The 14472-nt window shown below is 58.9% G+C and carries 12 protein-coding genes; 7 read left to right on the top strand and 5 right to left on the bottom strand.

The annotated features are described in order from the left end of the window. Positions 1-41: 41 nt before the first annotated feature. Together FEZ62_RS14770 and FEZ62_RS14765 are read left to right on the top strand one after the other, a co-directional pair. The gene (locus tag FEZ62_RS14770) at positions 42-1247 is read left to right on the top strand and encodes a cysteine desulfurase (protein ID WP_172928544.1); all 1206 of its coding nucleotides are present in this window, start codon (positions 42-44) and stop codon (positions 1245-1247) included. Then, positions 1244-1666, top strand: a complete 423-nt coding sequence (locus tag FEZ62_RS14765) for a SufE family protein (protein ID WP_172928542.1) — start codon at positions 1244-1246, stop codon at positions 1664-1666. The genes FEZ62_RS14770 and FEZ62_RS14765 overlap by 4 nt, the downstream gene beginning before the upstream one ends. Here FEZ62_RS14765 and tcdA read toward each other — a convergent pair. After that, the gene (gene tcdA / locus FEZ62_RS14760) at positions 1653-2462 is read right to left on the bottom strand and encodes a tRNA cyclic N6-threonylcarbamoyladenosine(37) synthase TcdA (RefSeq protein WP_090508905.1); all 810 of its coding nucleotides are present in this window, start codon (positions 2460-2462) and stop codon (positions 1653-1655) included. The genes FEZ62_RS14765 and tcdA overlap by 14 nt on opposite strands. Positions 2463-2785: 323 nt before the next feature. Between tcdA and FEZ62_RS14755 the strand changes: the two genes are divergently transcribed. The 4 genes from FEZ62_RS14755 to FEZ62_RS14740 all read left to right on the top strand — a co-directional run bounded on the left by FEZ62_RS14755 (position 2786) and on the right by FEZ62_RS14740 (position 7884). Beyond that, on the top strand, positions 2786-5377 hold the full coding sequence (locus tag FEZ62_RS14755; RefSeq protein ID WP_172928540.1) for a glycosyltransferase: 2592 nt from the start codon (positions 2786-2788) through the stop codon (positions 5375-5377). Between the two features lie 117 nt (positions 5378-5494). Further along, entirely contained in the window at positions 5495-6640 is a 1146-nt protein-coding gene (gene dapE, locus FEZ62_RS14750; protein ID WP_150547403.1) for a succinyl-diaminopimelate desuccinylase, read from the top strand. After that, positions 6637-7458, top strand: a complete 822-nt coding sequence (locus FEZ62_RS14745; RefSeq protein WP_172928537.1) for a putative RNA methyltransferase — start codon at positions 6637-6639, stop codon at positions 7456-7458. The genes dapE and FEZ62_RS14745 overlap by 4 nt, the downstream gene beginning before the upstream one ends. A 54-nt stretch (positions 7459-7512) precedes the next feature. Continuing rightward, complete coding sequence (locus FEZ62_RS14740; protein ID WP_172928535.1) at positions 7513-7884, top strand: hypothetical protein; 372 nt, start codon at positions 7513-7515, stop codon at positions 7882-7884. 60 nt (positions 7885-7944) lie between these two features. Here the strand turns inward: FEZ62_RS14740 and FEZ62_RS14735 are convergent, their stop codons facing one another. Beyond that, entirely contained in the window at positions 7945-8154 is a 210-nt protein-coding gene (locus FEZ62_RS14735) for a cold-shock protein (RefSeq protein ID WP_069899496.1), read from the bottom strand. Between the two features lie 308 nt (positions 8155-8462). On the opposite strand from FEZ62_RS14735, the gene plsB reads away from it, so the two are divergent. Beyond that, positions 8463-10946 carry a glycerol-3-phosphate 1-O-acyltransferase PlsB gene (gene plsB, locus FEZ62_RS14730; RefSeq protein ID WP_172928533.1) on the top strand — a complete coding sequence of 828 codons (2484 nt, stop codon included), beginning with the start codon at positions 8463-8465 and terminating at the stop codon, positions 10944-10946. A 60-nt stretch (positions 10947-11006) separates the two neighbouring features. Here the strand turns inward: plsB and FEZ62_RS14725 are convergent, their stop codons facing one another. The 3 genes from FEZ62_RS14725 to FEZ62_RS14715 form a co-directional block, all read right to left on the bottom strand. Further along, entirely contained in the window at positions 11007-12644 is a 1638-nt protein-coding gene (locus tag FEZ62_RS14725) for a phosphoethanolamine--lipid A transferase (protein ID WP_172928524.1), read from the bottom strand. Positions 12645-12849: 205 nt separating this feature from the next. Then, the gene (locus FEZ62_RS14720; protein ID WP_172928522.1) at positions 12850-13608 is read right to left on the bottom strand and encodes a hypothetical protein; all 759 of its coding nucleotides are present in this window, start codon (positions 13606-13608) and stop codon (positions 12850-12852) included. A 212-nt stretch (positions 13609-13820) separates the two neighbouring features. After that, positions 13821-14336, bottom strand: coding sequence for an ATP-dependent zinc protease (locus tag FEZ62_RS14715; RefSeq protein WP_172928520.1), 516 nt, complete (start codon positions 14334-14336; stop codon positions 13821-13823). Positions 14337-14472 lie beyond the last annotated feature (136 nt).

Below are 14472 nucleotides of genomic sequence, written 5' to 3'. Positions count from 1 at the left end.
TATAAGCTCGTCTTTAGCGACTCCAATGTCTGGATACCCACATGTCTTTGCACTCCCCCTGGCGAGCCGACTTCCCCGGGATTCTGGCGCTTGAAACCGAGCACCAGACCTACCTCGACAGCGCGGCCACCGCGCAAAAACCGCAGAGCGTAATCGACGCAATCACCGGCTATTACCTGCATGGCGCGGCGAATGTCCATCGTGCCCAGCATGTGCCGGGCGAACGTGCGACGCGGGCGTTTGAGGGCACGCGGGAAAAAGTCAGCCAGTGGTTGAATGCGCCGGACCCGGCGCAAATCATTTTCACTCATGGCGCAACTGAAGCCTTCAATCTGCTGGCCTATGGCCTTGCGGATGTGTTTCAGGCGGGCGATGAGATCGTCATCAGCGCAGCCGAACACCACGCCAACCTGCTGCCGTGGCAACAACTGGCGCTGCGCAAGCAACTCACCCTGCACGTTCTGCCACTGGCAGACGACGGCCAGATTGACCTGCAACAGGCCGCTGAAATAATCGGGCCGCGCACCCGTCTGTTAGCCGTGACCCAGCTTTCTAACGTACTGGGCGGCTGGCAGCCCTTGGCCCGGCTACTCGAACTCGGCAAAACACACGGCGCAATCACCGTGGTCGATGGCGCGCAGGGCGTGGTGCATGGCCGCCACGATGTGCAGCAACTGGGCTGCGACTTTTATGTTTTCTCCAGCCACAAACTCTACGGCCCGGACGGCGTCGGCGTCATTTCTGGTGAGGCGCAGGCTCTACAGCAGTTGCGCCATTGGCAGTTCGGCGGCGAGATGGTGCGCAGCGCAACCTTTGAGTCGGCGGAATTCAATCCGGCCCCGCTGGGCTTCGAGGCCGGCACGCCACCGATCAGCAGCGTGATTGGCCTTGGCGCCGCGCTGGATTATCTGAGCGGGCAAAATCCAACGGCCATCGCCGCGCATGAAGCGGCGCTGCATAAGGCGCTGCTTGCCGGCCTCAGTCAGTATCCGCAGGTGAAAATTCTCGGCCAGCCCGAGGTTGCGCTGGTCAGCTTTGTGGTTGATGGCGTGCACAACGCCGACCTCGCCCACCTGCTCACCGAGCAAGGCATTGCGGTGCGCGTTGGTCATCATTGCGCCATGCCGCTGCTGAAAAGCCTCGGCCAGACGGGCGCGATCCGTGTGTCACTGGGTTTGTACAACAACGGCAACGACTTGATGCGCTTCTTCAATGCCTTTGATCAGGCCCTGGAGTTGCTGCAATGAGCCCGCAGAACTTACCCGCTTCTGCTGCCGAAGCGCTTAGCGCGTTTCAGGCGGCCGGTAGCTGGGAGCAACGCGCGCGCCTGCTGATGCAATGGGGCGCGCGGCTCGAACCGCTGAGTGACGCGCAACTCTGTGAAGAGAATCGCGTGCATGGCTGCGAAAGCCAAGTCTGGCTGGTTGCGCAACAACAGGGTGATAGCTGGCAGTTCAACGCCAGCAGCGACGCCCGCCTGTTGCGCGGTCTGCTCAGCGTGTTGCTGGTACGGGTCAACGGTTTGTCTGCCGGTGAACTGGCGCAACTCGACCTGATCGACTGGTTTAATCAGCTCGGCCTGTCACGGCAATTGTCACCCTCGCGCAGCAACGGCCTCAACGCCGTGCTGCAGCGCATGCACCAGCTGGCGGTCAGCTCGGCTTAACCCGCTCGGATGGCCGGCGCACGCCTTCCACCAGTTTCTCCACGGTTTTACTCACGGCGACCATGCCGAAAGTCGCCGTCACCATCATCGCCGCGCCAAGCCCGCCCGCACAATCGAGGGCCACGGCGTCGCCGACAAAGCTCTTGCTCAGGCACATCGATCCATTGGGCAGCGGGTAGCGTAATTGCTCGGTTGAGAACACGCACGGCACGCTGTAATTACGCCCCTGAGTGCGCGAGAAGCTGTAATCACGGCGCAATGTTGAGCGTACTTTGGATGCCAGCGGGTCGTTGAACGTCTTGTTCAGATCGCCCACGCGAATCTGCGTCGGATCAATCTGGCCACCGGCACCGCCCGTGGTGACGATTTGAATCTTGCGCCGCTTGCACCACGAAATCAGCGCCGCCTTGGCGTTAACACTGTCGATGCAGTCAATGACCGCATCCATGTCTTCGGTGATGTACTCGGCCATGGTTTCACGGGTCACGAAATCGGTGACCGCATGCACCTTGCACGCCGGATTGATCGCCCGTACCCGCTCGGCCATCACCTCGACCTTGGACTTGCCGACGGCGCCGTCCATTGCGTGGATTTGCCGATTGGTGTTGGTGATGCACACGTCATCGAGGTCGAACAACGAAATCTCGCCCACGCCCGAGCGCGCCAAGGCTTCGGCCGCCCACGAGCCAACGCCGCCAATCCCGACCACGGCCACGTGCGCCGCCAATAGACGCTCAGCACCTTGCTGGCCATAGAGTCTGGCGATACCGCCGAAGCGTTGTGGGTCGAACGTCATTACTGTCCCCTGAAGGCGGCTATTGAATGCAGGCGCGCATTATAGAAAGCTCAACGCAAACCCCCAAGCCCGCTGGTAGATAAGCCGTAATCAGCCAGCAGCTAAACGCGCCGCCGCTTATTACGGGCAGGAAGTTAGGTGTAGGAAATTTCGAACTCATTGCAAACGCGACGCTCTAACCTTCATCGTTAAATATTGCCTTTGGGAGCAGTGCATACGCAGGCTATACAGCCTGCCTGGGTGAGAGTAGGATGCGCGCCAACCGGCGTTCGCCGGATTCTCCCTGCTCCCTTCTGCTACTTTCTGCGGAATTTGAAAACACCATGCCATCGCGCAAATTTGGTCTCAACCTGGTTGTTGTACTGGCAATTGCCGCTCTGTTTTCCGGTATCTGGGCGCTGTATAACCGCCCCGTTACGGCACCGGACTGGCCCGAACAGATATCCGGATTCTCCTTCTCGCCATTTCGCCAGGGGCAAGATCCGCAGAACAATACCTACCCGAACGATGAAGAGATCCGCTCCGACCTTGAGCTGCTCTCCAAGCACACCGATAACATCCGCACCTATTCGGTCGACGGTACGTTAGCTGACATCCCACGACTGGCCGAAGAGTTCGGCCTGCGCGTCACTTTGGGCATCTGGATCAGTACTGATGAGGTGCGCAATGCCCGCGAGATCGCCCGTGCGATCGAGCTGGCAAACACATCGCGCAGCGTCGTGCGGGTTGTGGTGGGAAACGAGGCCTTGTTCCGTGAGGAAATCACCGCCGACAAGCTGATCGAATACCTCGATTACGTGCGCAGCAAAGTCAAAGTACCGGTGACCACCTCCGAGCAGTGGCACATCTGGGAGAAGTACCCCGAGCTTGGCCAGCATTCCGATCTGATTGCCGCGCACGTGCTGCCTTACTGGGAATTTATTCCCATGAAGGACTCGACCGAGTTCGTGCTTGAGCGTGCCCGAGACCTGAAAAACCTGTTCCCGAAAAAGCCGCTGCTGCTTTCCGAAGTGGGCTGGCCGAGTAACGGCCGCATGCGTGGCGGCGCCGATGCCAGCCAGGCGGATCAGGCCATTTATCTGCGCACCCTGGTCAATACACTCAACGCCAAGGGCTACAGCTACTTCGTGATCGAGGCGTTCGACCAGCCGTGGAAAATCAGCGATGAAGGCTCAGTGGGCGCCTATTGGGGCGTGTACAACCTTGATCGAAACCCCAAATTCAACCTGACCGGGCCAGTCGTGGCGATTCCCCAGTGGCGTCTGCTGGCGATTGGTTCTGTGGTCATGGCCTTGCTGTCGCTCGCCCTGCTGCTGATCGACGGCAGCGCCCTGCGCCAGAACGGCCGGACCTTCCTGACCTTTGTAGCCTTTGCCGGCGGTTCGGCGCTGGTGTGGATCGGCTACGACTACAGCCAGCAATACAGTACTTGGTTCAGCCTGACGGTCGGCCTGTTGCTGGGCGTCGGCGCGCTCGGCGTGTTTATTGTGTTGCTCACCGAGGCCCATGAGCTGGCCGAAGCCGTTTGGACACGCGTGCGCCGGCGTCCTTTCAGGCCGATTGTGGGCGAGTCTGATTACCGTCCCAAAGTGTCGATTCATGTGCCGTGTTACAACGAGCCGCCGGAGATGGTCAAACAGACCCTCGACGCCCTCGCACGCCTCGATTATCCGGATTTTGAAGTGTTGCTGATCGACAACAACACCAAGGACCCGGCGGTGTGGGAACCGGTGCAGGCGTATTGCGAACAACTGGGCCCGCGTTTCAGGTTCTTCCACGTCGCACCACTTGCAGGCTTCAAGGGCGGCGCACTCAACTACATTCTGCCGCACACCGCGCCAGACGCTGAAGTGGTGGCCGTGATCGACTCGGACTACTGCGTAGACCCGAACTGGCTCAAGCACATGGTGCCGCACTTTGCCGACCCGAGCATTGCCGTGGTGCAGTCGCCGCAGGATTACCGCGACGGCACTGAAAGCACCTTCAAGAAGCTTTGCTACGCCGAATACAAAGGCTTTTTCCATATCGGCATGGTCACGCGCAACGACCGCAACGCGATCATTCAGCACGGCACCATGACCATGATCCGGCGCAAGGTGATGGATGAACTGCAGTGGGCCGACTGGACCATCTGCGAAGACGCCGAGCTGGGTCTGCGTGTGTTCGAGAAGGGCTATCAAGCCGCGTATGCCTACGACAGTTATGGCAAGGGCCTGATGCCCGACACCTTTATCGACTACAAGAAGCAGCGCTTCCGTTGGTCGTATGGCGCCATCCAGATCATGAAAGGCCACGCCAAGAGCTTGTTTGGCCGTGACTCGACGCTCAAGCGCGGCCAGCGTTATCACTTTATTGCGGGCTGGTTGCCGTGGATTGCCGATGGCCTGAACATCTTCTTCACCGCCGGTGCCCTGCTCTGGTCGGCGGCAATGATCATCGTGCCGCAACGAGTTGACCCGCCACTGTTGATTTTCGCAATCCCGCCACTGGCGTTGTTTGTGTTCAAGATCGGCAAGATCCTGTTCCTTTACCAGCGTAATGTCGGGGTCAACCTGAAGGACGCCTTCTGCGCCGCCGTGGCCGGTCTGGCGTTGTCCCACACCATTGCCAAAGCCGTGCTGTACGGAGCGTTCACCACCAGCATTCCGTTCTTCCGGACACCGAAGATGCGCAGCAGCCATGGCTTTATGGTGGCGCTGGCCGAGGCACGTGAGGAGGTTTTCCTGATGCTCCTGCTCTGGGGCGCAGCGGCAGGTATTGCGCTGGTTCAGGGGCTGCCAAGCGCAGACGTGAAGTTCTGGATCACCACATTGTTGGTGCAGTCACTGCCGTATCTGGCGGCGCTGATCATGGCGATGCTGTCTTCCTTGCCCAAACCCAAGGAAGACGAGGCGCCCGAGACCGCCCCGGCTTAAGCCTGAATAACCTGCTTGCAGTGCAAGGTGCATGCAGATCAGCAGTTTCGGCGGCCAATGGCCGCCGTTTTGCTTTAAGATGTCGGCCTTTCTGCTGACCGTTGCCCTGGAGTCGTAATGACCACCCTGACCCCGACCCTCGAACTTGCCTGCGATCTGATTCGTCGCCCTTCCGTGACGCCGGTCGATGAAGGCTGCCAAGAGTTGATGATGCGCCGCCTGGCCGACATTGGCTTCAACGTAGAGCCGATGCGCATCGAGGAAGTCGATAACTTCTGGGCCACTCACGGTCACTCAAAAACCGGCCCGGTGCTTTGCTTCGCCGGCCACACCGACGTGGTGCCGACAGGCCCGGTGCAGGCGTGGCAGCACCAGCCGTTCGATGCGCTGATCGACGAGCAAGGCATGCTTTGCGGCCGTGGCGCCGCAGACATGAAAGGCAGCCTGGCCTCGATGATTGTCGCGGTCGAGCGCTTTATTGCCGATCATCCGCAGCACAAAGGCGGCATCGCCTTCCTGATCACCAGCGACGAAGAAGGCCCGGCGCATCACGGCACCAAGGCCGTGGTCGAACGCCTGATGGACCGTGGCGAGCGCATGGACTGGTGCATTGTGGGTGAACCCTCGAGCACTTCCAAAGTCGGCGACGTGGTCAAAAATGGCCGTCGTGGCTCGCTCGGCTGCACCCTCACGGTTAACGGCGTCCAAGGCCACGTGGCTTATCCGCATCTGGCCAAGAACCCGATCCATCTGGCGGCTCCGGCGCTGGCCGAACTGGCTGCCGAACATTGGGATGACGGCAACGACTTCTTCCCGCCGACCAGTTTCCAGATCTCCAATGTCAACTCTGGCACCGGCGCGACCAACGTTATTCCGGGCGAGCTGCGTACCATCTTCAACTTCCGTTTCTCGACCGAGTCGACCGTTGAAGGCTTGCAGCAGCGTGTTCGCGAGATCCTCGACAAGCACGAACTCGACTATCACCTTGAGTGGGCACTTTCCGGCCTGCCGTTTCTCACCGAGCCAGGCGCTTTGCTGGATGCCGTGAGCGATAGCGTGCGCAGCGTAACCGGTCAGGAAACCCGCGCCAGCACCAGCGGCGGCACGTCCGATGGGCGTTTCATTGCCACCATGGGCGCTCAGGTGGTCGAGCTCGGGCCGGTCAACGCAACAATTCATCAGGTCAACGAGCGCGTACTCGCCAGCGACCTCGACCTGCTGACCGAAATCTACTACCAGACGCTGGTCAATCTGCTGACATGAGCCAGAGCCGTTCAAGCCTCATTTGCCCGATCTGCCACGGCGCGCTCAGCGCTGTGGATAACGGCGTCGCCTGCCCGGCCAACCACCGCTTCGACCGGGCGCGTCAGGGCTATCTGAATCTGTTGCCGGTGCAGCACAAGAACAGTCGCGACCCGGGCGATAATGCCGCGATGGTTGCCGCACGCCGCGACTTTCTGGAAGCCGGTCACTATGCCCCGCTGGCCAAGCGCCTGGCCGAACTGGCCGCCAGCTATGCGCCACAGCAGTGGCTGGATATTGGCTGCGGTGAAGGTTATTACACCGCACAGATAGCCGAGCTATTGCCGCAAGCACAAGGCTACGCGCTGGATATCTCGCGCGAGGCGGTAAAGCGTGCGTGCCGCCGAGCGCCCGCGGTTGAGTGGCTGGTGGCGAGCATGGCGCGGGTGCCTTTAGCTGATGCATCGTGCCAGTTGCTCGCCAGCGTTTTCAGCCCGCTCGACTGGCAGGAAGCCAAGCGCCTGCTCTCACCCGGCGGCGGTTTGCTGCGCATGGGGCCAACGCGTGAACACCTGATGCAGTTGCGCGAAAAACTCTACGACGAGGTGCGCGACTACGATGACCAGAAGCATCTGGAACTGATTCCGCAAGGCATGCGCCTGGCGCACAGCGAAGTGCTGGAGTTCGAGCTGCAATTGCAACACAGTGCTGACCGCGCCAACTTGCTGGCAATGACCCCGCATGGCTGGCGCGCCAGTGCCGAGCGCCGCGAGGCCGTGATTGCCGAGCCGCTGCAGGTTAAAGTGTCGATTCGTTATGACTGGATTGTGCTCGACTAGAGTTCAACCGGCCCAATCCATTCAATGCCAGACAGTCCAAAGGTATTTACCATCATGCGCCAACCCGATATCGAGATTTACCTGAAAGACGCCGACCATAACGACATCAGCAACTGGCTGACCACGGCCATTGGCCCGTGCTCCGAGTGGCAGCAAAAGGGCCAGACCTTCAAGTGCAAGGCGGGCGATGTCGCGGTGACCTGGCTGCCAAAAGCAGTCGGTAAATGGCACAGCCTGTATCTCGAAAGCGCAGACACCCCTTGGGAAGATGATCTGGCGTGTGCACAAGCAGCCTTTGCCGCTCTCAACGTAGAAGTACGCTGCGCGCCTGGCACTTGGGTTGAAGAAGAAAGTGTCGAGCAGGCCGACCGCTGGATGCGCATCAGCGCCGATGGCGTTGAAGAAATTACCTGGCGCACTCAGTAATTACATGTGAGCCGCGCATAAAAAAACCCGTCGATGACGGGTTTTTTTATGCCAATTGGCTTATCGCGGCGCTACATCATCCGCTTGCAAGCCCTTCTGGCCTTCGGTTACCGCGAATTCAACCTGCTGGCCTTCGACCAGCGAGCGGTGGCCTTCGCCGCGAATCGCCCGATAGTGGACGAACACATCAGCACCACTCTCACGCTGAATAAAGCCATAACCCTTGGAATCGTTGAACCACTTGACGGTTCCCAGTTCGCGCTCAGCCATTACCATACTCTCCAACTGCAGTTTTTTATTGTCTCAAAGGTAAGTTGAAAGCTCGCCAATCGCACCTGGTGCTTTACCGGCACGCGCGCCACGGCCTGCAATCCAGACTCAGTATAATTCAACGAATTTCGCTGAAAAGTGCTAATTCAACTGGTTATCTGATGTTTTACGTCCACGGTCAATAAAAGCCAGGAGCAGACGCCGGTGCTGAACGCTCTGGTAATGAGAAGATTTTGCCCCGCTGCGGGCGATGCGTCACACTAGCGCCCCCGAGCATTCGCTCGATTGAAATCACCAGCAGACTCCGTATGACCCGCTCACCGCTACACCGTCTTGTATTCGGCACACTGCGCCGCCTGCTGTACCTCTGGGTACGCTCGGAAACCATTAATCAGTCATCCTTGTCGCTCAAACTCGACCGCGGCACGCCGGTATTTTACGTGCTGCAATCGCCCTCGATGACCGACCTCGCGGTGGTCGACACCGAATGCACCAAGGCCGGATTGCCGCGCCCGGTACTGCCGGTATCTCTGGGCTCGCTGGATGAACCCAACGCCTTTTTCTACCTGACCCCGGCGCCTGGCTGGTTTGGTCGGCAGGATAAACGCGGTGTCGCGCCGACGCTCGACCGCCTCGTCAGCGCGCTAAGCAGCGATGCACTGCTGAGTGCGCAAATCATCCCGGTCAGCGTGTTCTGGGGCCAGTCGCCCGACCGCGAAACCAGCCCCTGGAAACTGCTGTTTGCCGATAGCTGGGCCGTAACCGGACGCATCAAGCGATTGTTCAGCATTCTGATTCTGGGCCGCAAAACCCGCGTACAGTTCGCTGCGCCGATTCAGTTGCGCGATCTGGTCGCCCAGAACAAAGGCCATGAGCGTACCTTGCGCATGGTTCAGCGCATTCTGCGTGTGCACTTTCGCAATCAGAAAGCCGCGGTTATCGGCCCGGATGTCTCGCACCGTCGTCATCTGGTCAAAGGGCTCGTGCACTCGGCGCAGGTTCGTCAGGCCATCAGTGACGCCGCCAGCCACGACAACATCAGCCTGGAAAAAGCCGAAGCGCAGGCGCTGCGTTACGGCAATGAAATTGCCTCGGATTACACCTATACGGTGATCCGCTTCCTCGAACTGGTGCTGAGCTGGTTCTGGAACAAGATCTACGACGGCATCAAGGTTAATCATATCGAGGGCGTGCAGGACGTTGCGCAAGGCCACGAGGTGATCTATGTGCCCTGCCACCGCAGCCACATCGATTATCTGTTGCTGTCTTACCTGCTGTTTCGCAATGGCCTGACGCCGCCGCACATTGCCGCGGGCATCAACCTCAACATGCCAGTGGTCGGTAGCCTGCTGCGCCGTGGCGGTGCGTTTTTCATGCGCCGCACCTTCAAGGGCAACCCGCTGTACACCGCAGTATTCAATGAATACCTGCATACCCTGTTCACCAAGGGCTTCCCGGTTGAGTACTTTGTCGAGGGCGGCCGTTCACGCACCGGCCGCATGCTCCAGCCCAAGACCGGCATGCTGGCGATTACCGTACGCAGCTACTTGCGCAACAACCGTATGCCGGTGGTTTTCGTGCCGGTCTATATCGGTTACGAGCGCGTGCTTGAAGGCCGCACCTACCTCGGTGAGTTGCGCGGCGCGAGCAAGAAGAAAGAGTCGATATTCGATATCTTCAAAGTCATCGGCGCGCTCAAGCAGCGTTTTGGCCAGGTGTGGGTCAACTTTGGCGAGCCGATCAAACTGGCGGAATTCCTCGATGCCGAACAACCCGATTGGCGCCAGCAGGATTTAGCGCCGGCCTACCGCCCCGAATGGCTCAACGCCACAACCAACCGACTCGGCCAGCGCGTTGCCCAGCACCTCAATGAAGCCGCTGCGGTCAATCCGGTGAATCTGGTGGCATTGGCGTTGTTGTCCACCAGCAAGCTGGCGCTCGATGAGCGCTCGCTGGCGCGGGTATTGGATCTGTATCTGGCTCTGCTCCGGGAAGTGCCTTATTCACCGCATGCCACCTTGCCGGAAGGCGATGGCGCGGCGCTGATCGAGTACGTCGCACGCATGGACCTGCTCGCACAGCAGGATGATCGTCTGGGCAAGATTGTCTATCTGGACGAGAAAAATGCAGTCCTGATGACGTACTACCGCAACAACGTGCTGCATATATTTGCGATTCCAGCGCTGCTCGCCAGCTTCTTCCAGAGCAGTGCGCGCAACAGCCGCGAACAGATATTGCGCTACACCCGTGCGCTTTATCCGTATTTGCAGAGCGAGCTGTTTATCCGCTGGAGCCTCGACGAACTCGACGCGGTGATTGACCAGTGGCTGGCGGCGTTCGTTTCGCAAGGCCTGCTCAAACAGGAAAACGACGCCTACACCCGCCCGGCGCCAAGCTCGCGGCAGTTCGTGTTGCTGACTTTGCTCTCGCGCACGGTCGCGCAAACCCTGCAGCGCTTCTACATGGCCACCGCGCTGTTGATTAACGCCGGACAAAACACCATCAGCGCCGAAGAACTGGAAGACCTGTGTACAGTCATGGCTCAGCGTCTGTCGATCTTGCACGGCCTCAATGCGCCGGAATTCTTCGACAAGAGCCTGTTCCGTCACTTCATCCAGACCCTGCTCGACCAGGGCGTGTTGCGCCGTGATCAGGCCGGCAAGCTGAGCCATCACCCGGCACTCGACTCGCTGGTTGAGGGCGCGGCCAAGCGGGTGCTGCCTGCCGAGTTCAGGCTCTCAATCCGTCAGGTGACGATGGACGGTAATCAGGATCACCCAGCCGACCAATAATTGACCCAGAATCCAAAAGCCCCGGAATAATCCGGGGCTTACTGGTGCAGATTGGCCGTATCAGTTAACGCCCTTCGCCTGCGTACCGCTGATGGTTGAAGCCTGCTGCGGCGCCTGACACTGATGGAACATATCGCGGGCCGGGTCGTAAACGCTGGTTTGAATAGCCATCAAGCCCAACACCGAATCGAAAAGATTATCCTGCGACCAAGCTTTATCCTTAACACTCTGCAAGCAACCTGGCTGCAGGTTGGCGGTTTCCTCCATGCCTTGGGACATCCACAGAATCATCGGGATATGCGTTTGCTGCTGCGGCGCCATGGCGTAAGGCAGGCCGTGCAGGTAAATGCCATTCTCGCCGAGCGACTCGCCGTGGTCGGACATATACAGCATGGCGGTGTCGAAGCGCGTTTGATTAGCCTTGAGCAATTCGATGGTCTGCGCCAAAACATGATCGGTGTAACGCAGTGAGTTGTCGTAAGCATTGACGATGCTCTCGGTTGAACACTGATCCAGCTCACTGCTCTGACACACCGGCGTGAAGTGCTCAAACGCTTGCGGGTAGCGCTTGGAATACGACGGGCCGTGACTGCCTTTCATGTGCAGCACCACCACAGTGTCGTCCTTGAGCGTGTCCAGATAATCCTGCAGGCCGCTGAGCAATGCTTCGTCGTGGCACTCGCCGCCCGCCTCGCAGATGTCAGCAAGCCCCAGATTCGACACATCAACGCTCGCCACGCGATCACAAGCACCTTTGCAACCGGAGTTATTGTCACGCCAGAGCACGTTGACCCCAGCGTGTTTCAACACATCCAGCAAGCCTTCGCGGGACGTTGCCATCGACGGCTTGTAATCATCACGACCGGCTTGCTGGAACATGCACGGCACCGATACCGCAGTGGCCGTACCGCACGAGCTGGCGTTGGTGAAGTTGATGATGTCCTGCTTTGAAAGCTCAGGATTGGTGTCGCGCTTGTAGCCATTGAGCGCAAAGTTCTCGGCGCGCGCCGTTTCACCGACCACCACAATGGTCAGGCGTGGTTTGACGGCATTACCCACGCGCATCTGCCGGTGAGCATCGGCGCCAATCACTTCAAGTTGGGTCGGGGTTTTCAGTTCACGACGCACATAACCATTGACCGCAGACACCACGTTGGACGGCGTCAGTTGCAGGCGAATTTCGCGGTGGTTGCGAAACAACGAGGCGTAGGACTGATACTCGCTCATGGCGATGCCGCCGATACCGGCCAGGGCAACCACCACACTGACCAGCTTCATGCTCAGCTCACGCTTCCAGCTGAACTTGCGGGTTTCAATGCGGGTGAGCAGAAACGCAGGCAGAACGCCTAACAGCGCGATCCAGATGAACATGCGCGGGCTGAGCAGTTCGAGCGCCTCACGGGTGTCTGTCTGCACCACGTTAGTCAGCATGTCGTAATCAATCACAATCCCGAAGCTGTTCATGAAGTAGCTGGCCGAAGCCGAAACGATCAGGAACAGGCCCAGCACCCACTTGGTCATCCGGCCCCACGCCAGCAGCGTGAGCAGGCCAAATGTCCACAGCAGTGCCAGCACTGGCAGGCTCAGCAAAAACAGCGGGCTGCCGTTATCCCAGCCGCCGATGCCTTGCCAGACAGTGGTCCAGAATGTGCTGTTGCTGAAAACCAGCAACCACACCGAAACCAACAAAATCTGCATGGGTCGGCTTAAGCTGATTTTCCAAGCGAAAGAGGATGAGTTAGCGGTGTTGTCAGTAGTGGGCTTGGTCACTTCGAGTCCTGCAGCTGAGCCTAGAATGAAGCCAGCTTACGGAGCACGCTGTTAGTGGAATGTCAGCCCGATGTGAAAAAATCGTTGGTCAGATTACAGTGGCACCTGGCGTCAGGTGCCACTGTAATCTGAGTCATGCGCTGGGGTTGGCGACCAGTGTAACCGGGGCCCGGCGCTGGGCAATGCTGGCTCCTACGATCATCAGCAGCAGGATCGCGCCGAGAATAGCTGACGAGCCGATAGTGCCGAAGCCCATGCCGCCCTGCTCGTGTGTCTTGGTCAGGAAATCGCCAAGCGTTGCGCCAAACGGACGGGTCAGCACGAAGGCAATCCAGAACAGCGCCACCGGCGAAATCCTGGTGACGAAACGCAGTACCACTACCGCTGCGATCAGGCTGCCGATCAGCAGCGCGCCACCGGCAAAACCTAGCCCCGAATCATCGGCCAGATAATCACCGAGGGCGGTGCCCAGTGTGTTCGAAAACAAGATGGCGACCCAATAGAACAACTCACCTTTGCGGGTGGTGATGTGCTCAACGTTGAGCGACTTTTCACTGTATTTCCACACGGCAAAGGTCAGCAGCAAGATGCCGATCAGCAATGCCGAACCAGTGGCGTAACCGAGCCCGAGTGTGCGATCCATAAAGTCCGACATGGTGGTGCCGGCAGTGCTGGTTGCCAGAATGACCACCCAGTACAACGCGGGGTGGTAGCGACGTGAATAGAGTTGCCCCAACAAGGTCAGCAGAAACACGCTGATGAGTAATAGCGAGCTCATTGCATAGCCGATATTGAGGGTCATCGATAACAAATCACCGGCGGTTTCGCCGAGAGTGGTCGCACAAATCTTCATCACCCAGAAAGCCAGGGTGATTTGCGGAAGTTTATTCATAGAGGGGCGCTCGCGAGACGGTTGGCGGAACTGCACCCGGTATGCGGCCCGGCTGTATTAGCCGGGCTTGAGCGGTTCAAGGTGTCAGTGCGCGAACAGTAGGCAAGCGTTGGTGAAAATAGCGTCAAGAAACAATCAAGCCGGTATTAGCGCCTGAGTTGTTCTGAAACTAGTGCATCAGGCCAGGCAAAAGGCTAAGGGTGCCGGACAGCTCAGAGCTTGCACTTGGGCTTGGTGGTGAATGTCTGGGAAACATCGACCGCGCCTAAATGCTCAAGCGTGCGACGACCAATGAGCACCGGATAATTCATCTTTCCACGGTTCTTCAGCGAGAACTGCTCATCGTAGATTTCGTTACCGATGCAGATTTTCATCATCACCACCGGGCGGCTTTCCTGCCCGCCAGCACCACGCACCTTGATTCTGCGAACCACCCGCCGCTCAACGGGCGAGTTGCTGACTTCACCGGTGTTGGCGTCTTTCAGCTCAACCATGAACCGTACCCAGTCCTCGCCATCTTTCTTGAAGGTTTCCAGGTCCTTGGCATCCATCGACGATGTCTTGGCCCCGGTGTCGAGCTTGGCCTTAACGGTGATGGCCTCAGGTTCGATTATCGCTTCCTCGATCCAGCCGAAGGTTTTACTTTGGGCCTCGCCCGCCAGTGCCGGAAAAACACTGCCGATGCCCAAGGCGATTAGTGCGAAGCGAATGCAGCGTGCGACTTGCATAACGATCCCCCGATAAGGTGTAGGTGTCGATTATGCCGCAGCAAATGTGAATGGATTGTCATGCCGGAGCAAACCGACAGCGCTGCAGCTCTCGACCTAGCCTAGCCCACAGGCCAGACGACCGACAGGCAATGGA

The sequence above is a fragment of the Pseudomonas sp. MS19 genome, from assembly GCF_013277615.1.
GTDB lineage: Bacteria > Pseudomonadota > Gammaproteobacteria > Pseudomonadales > Pseudomonadaceae > Aquipseudomonas > Aquipseudomonas marincola.
The sequence above is the reverse complement of the archived record's forward strand: the minus strand, read 5'-3'. Positions and strand labels throughout refer to the sequence as shown.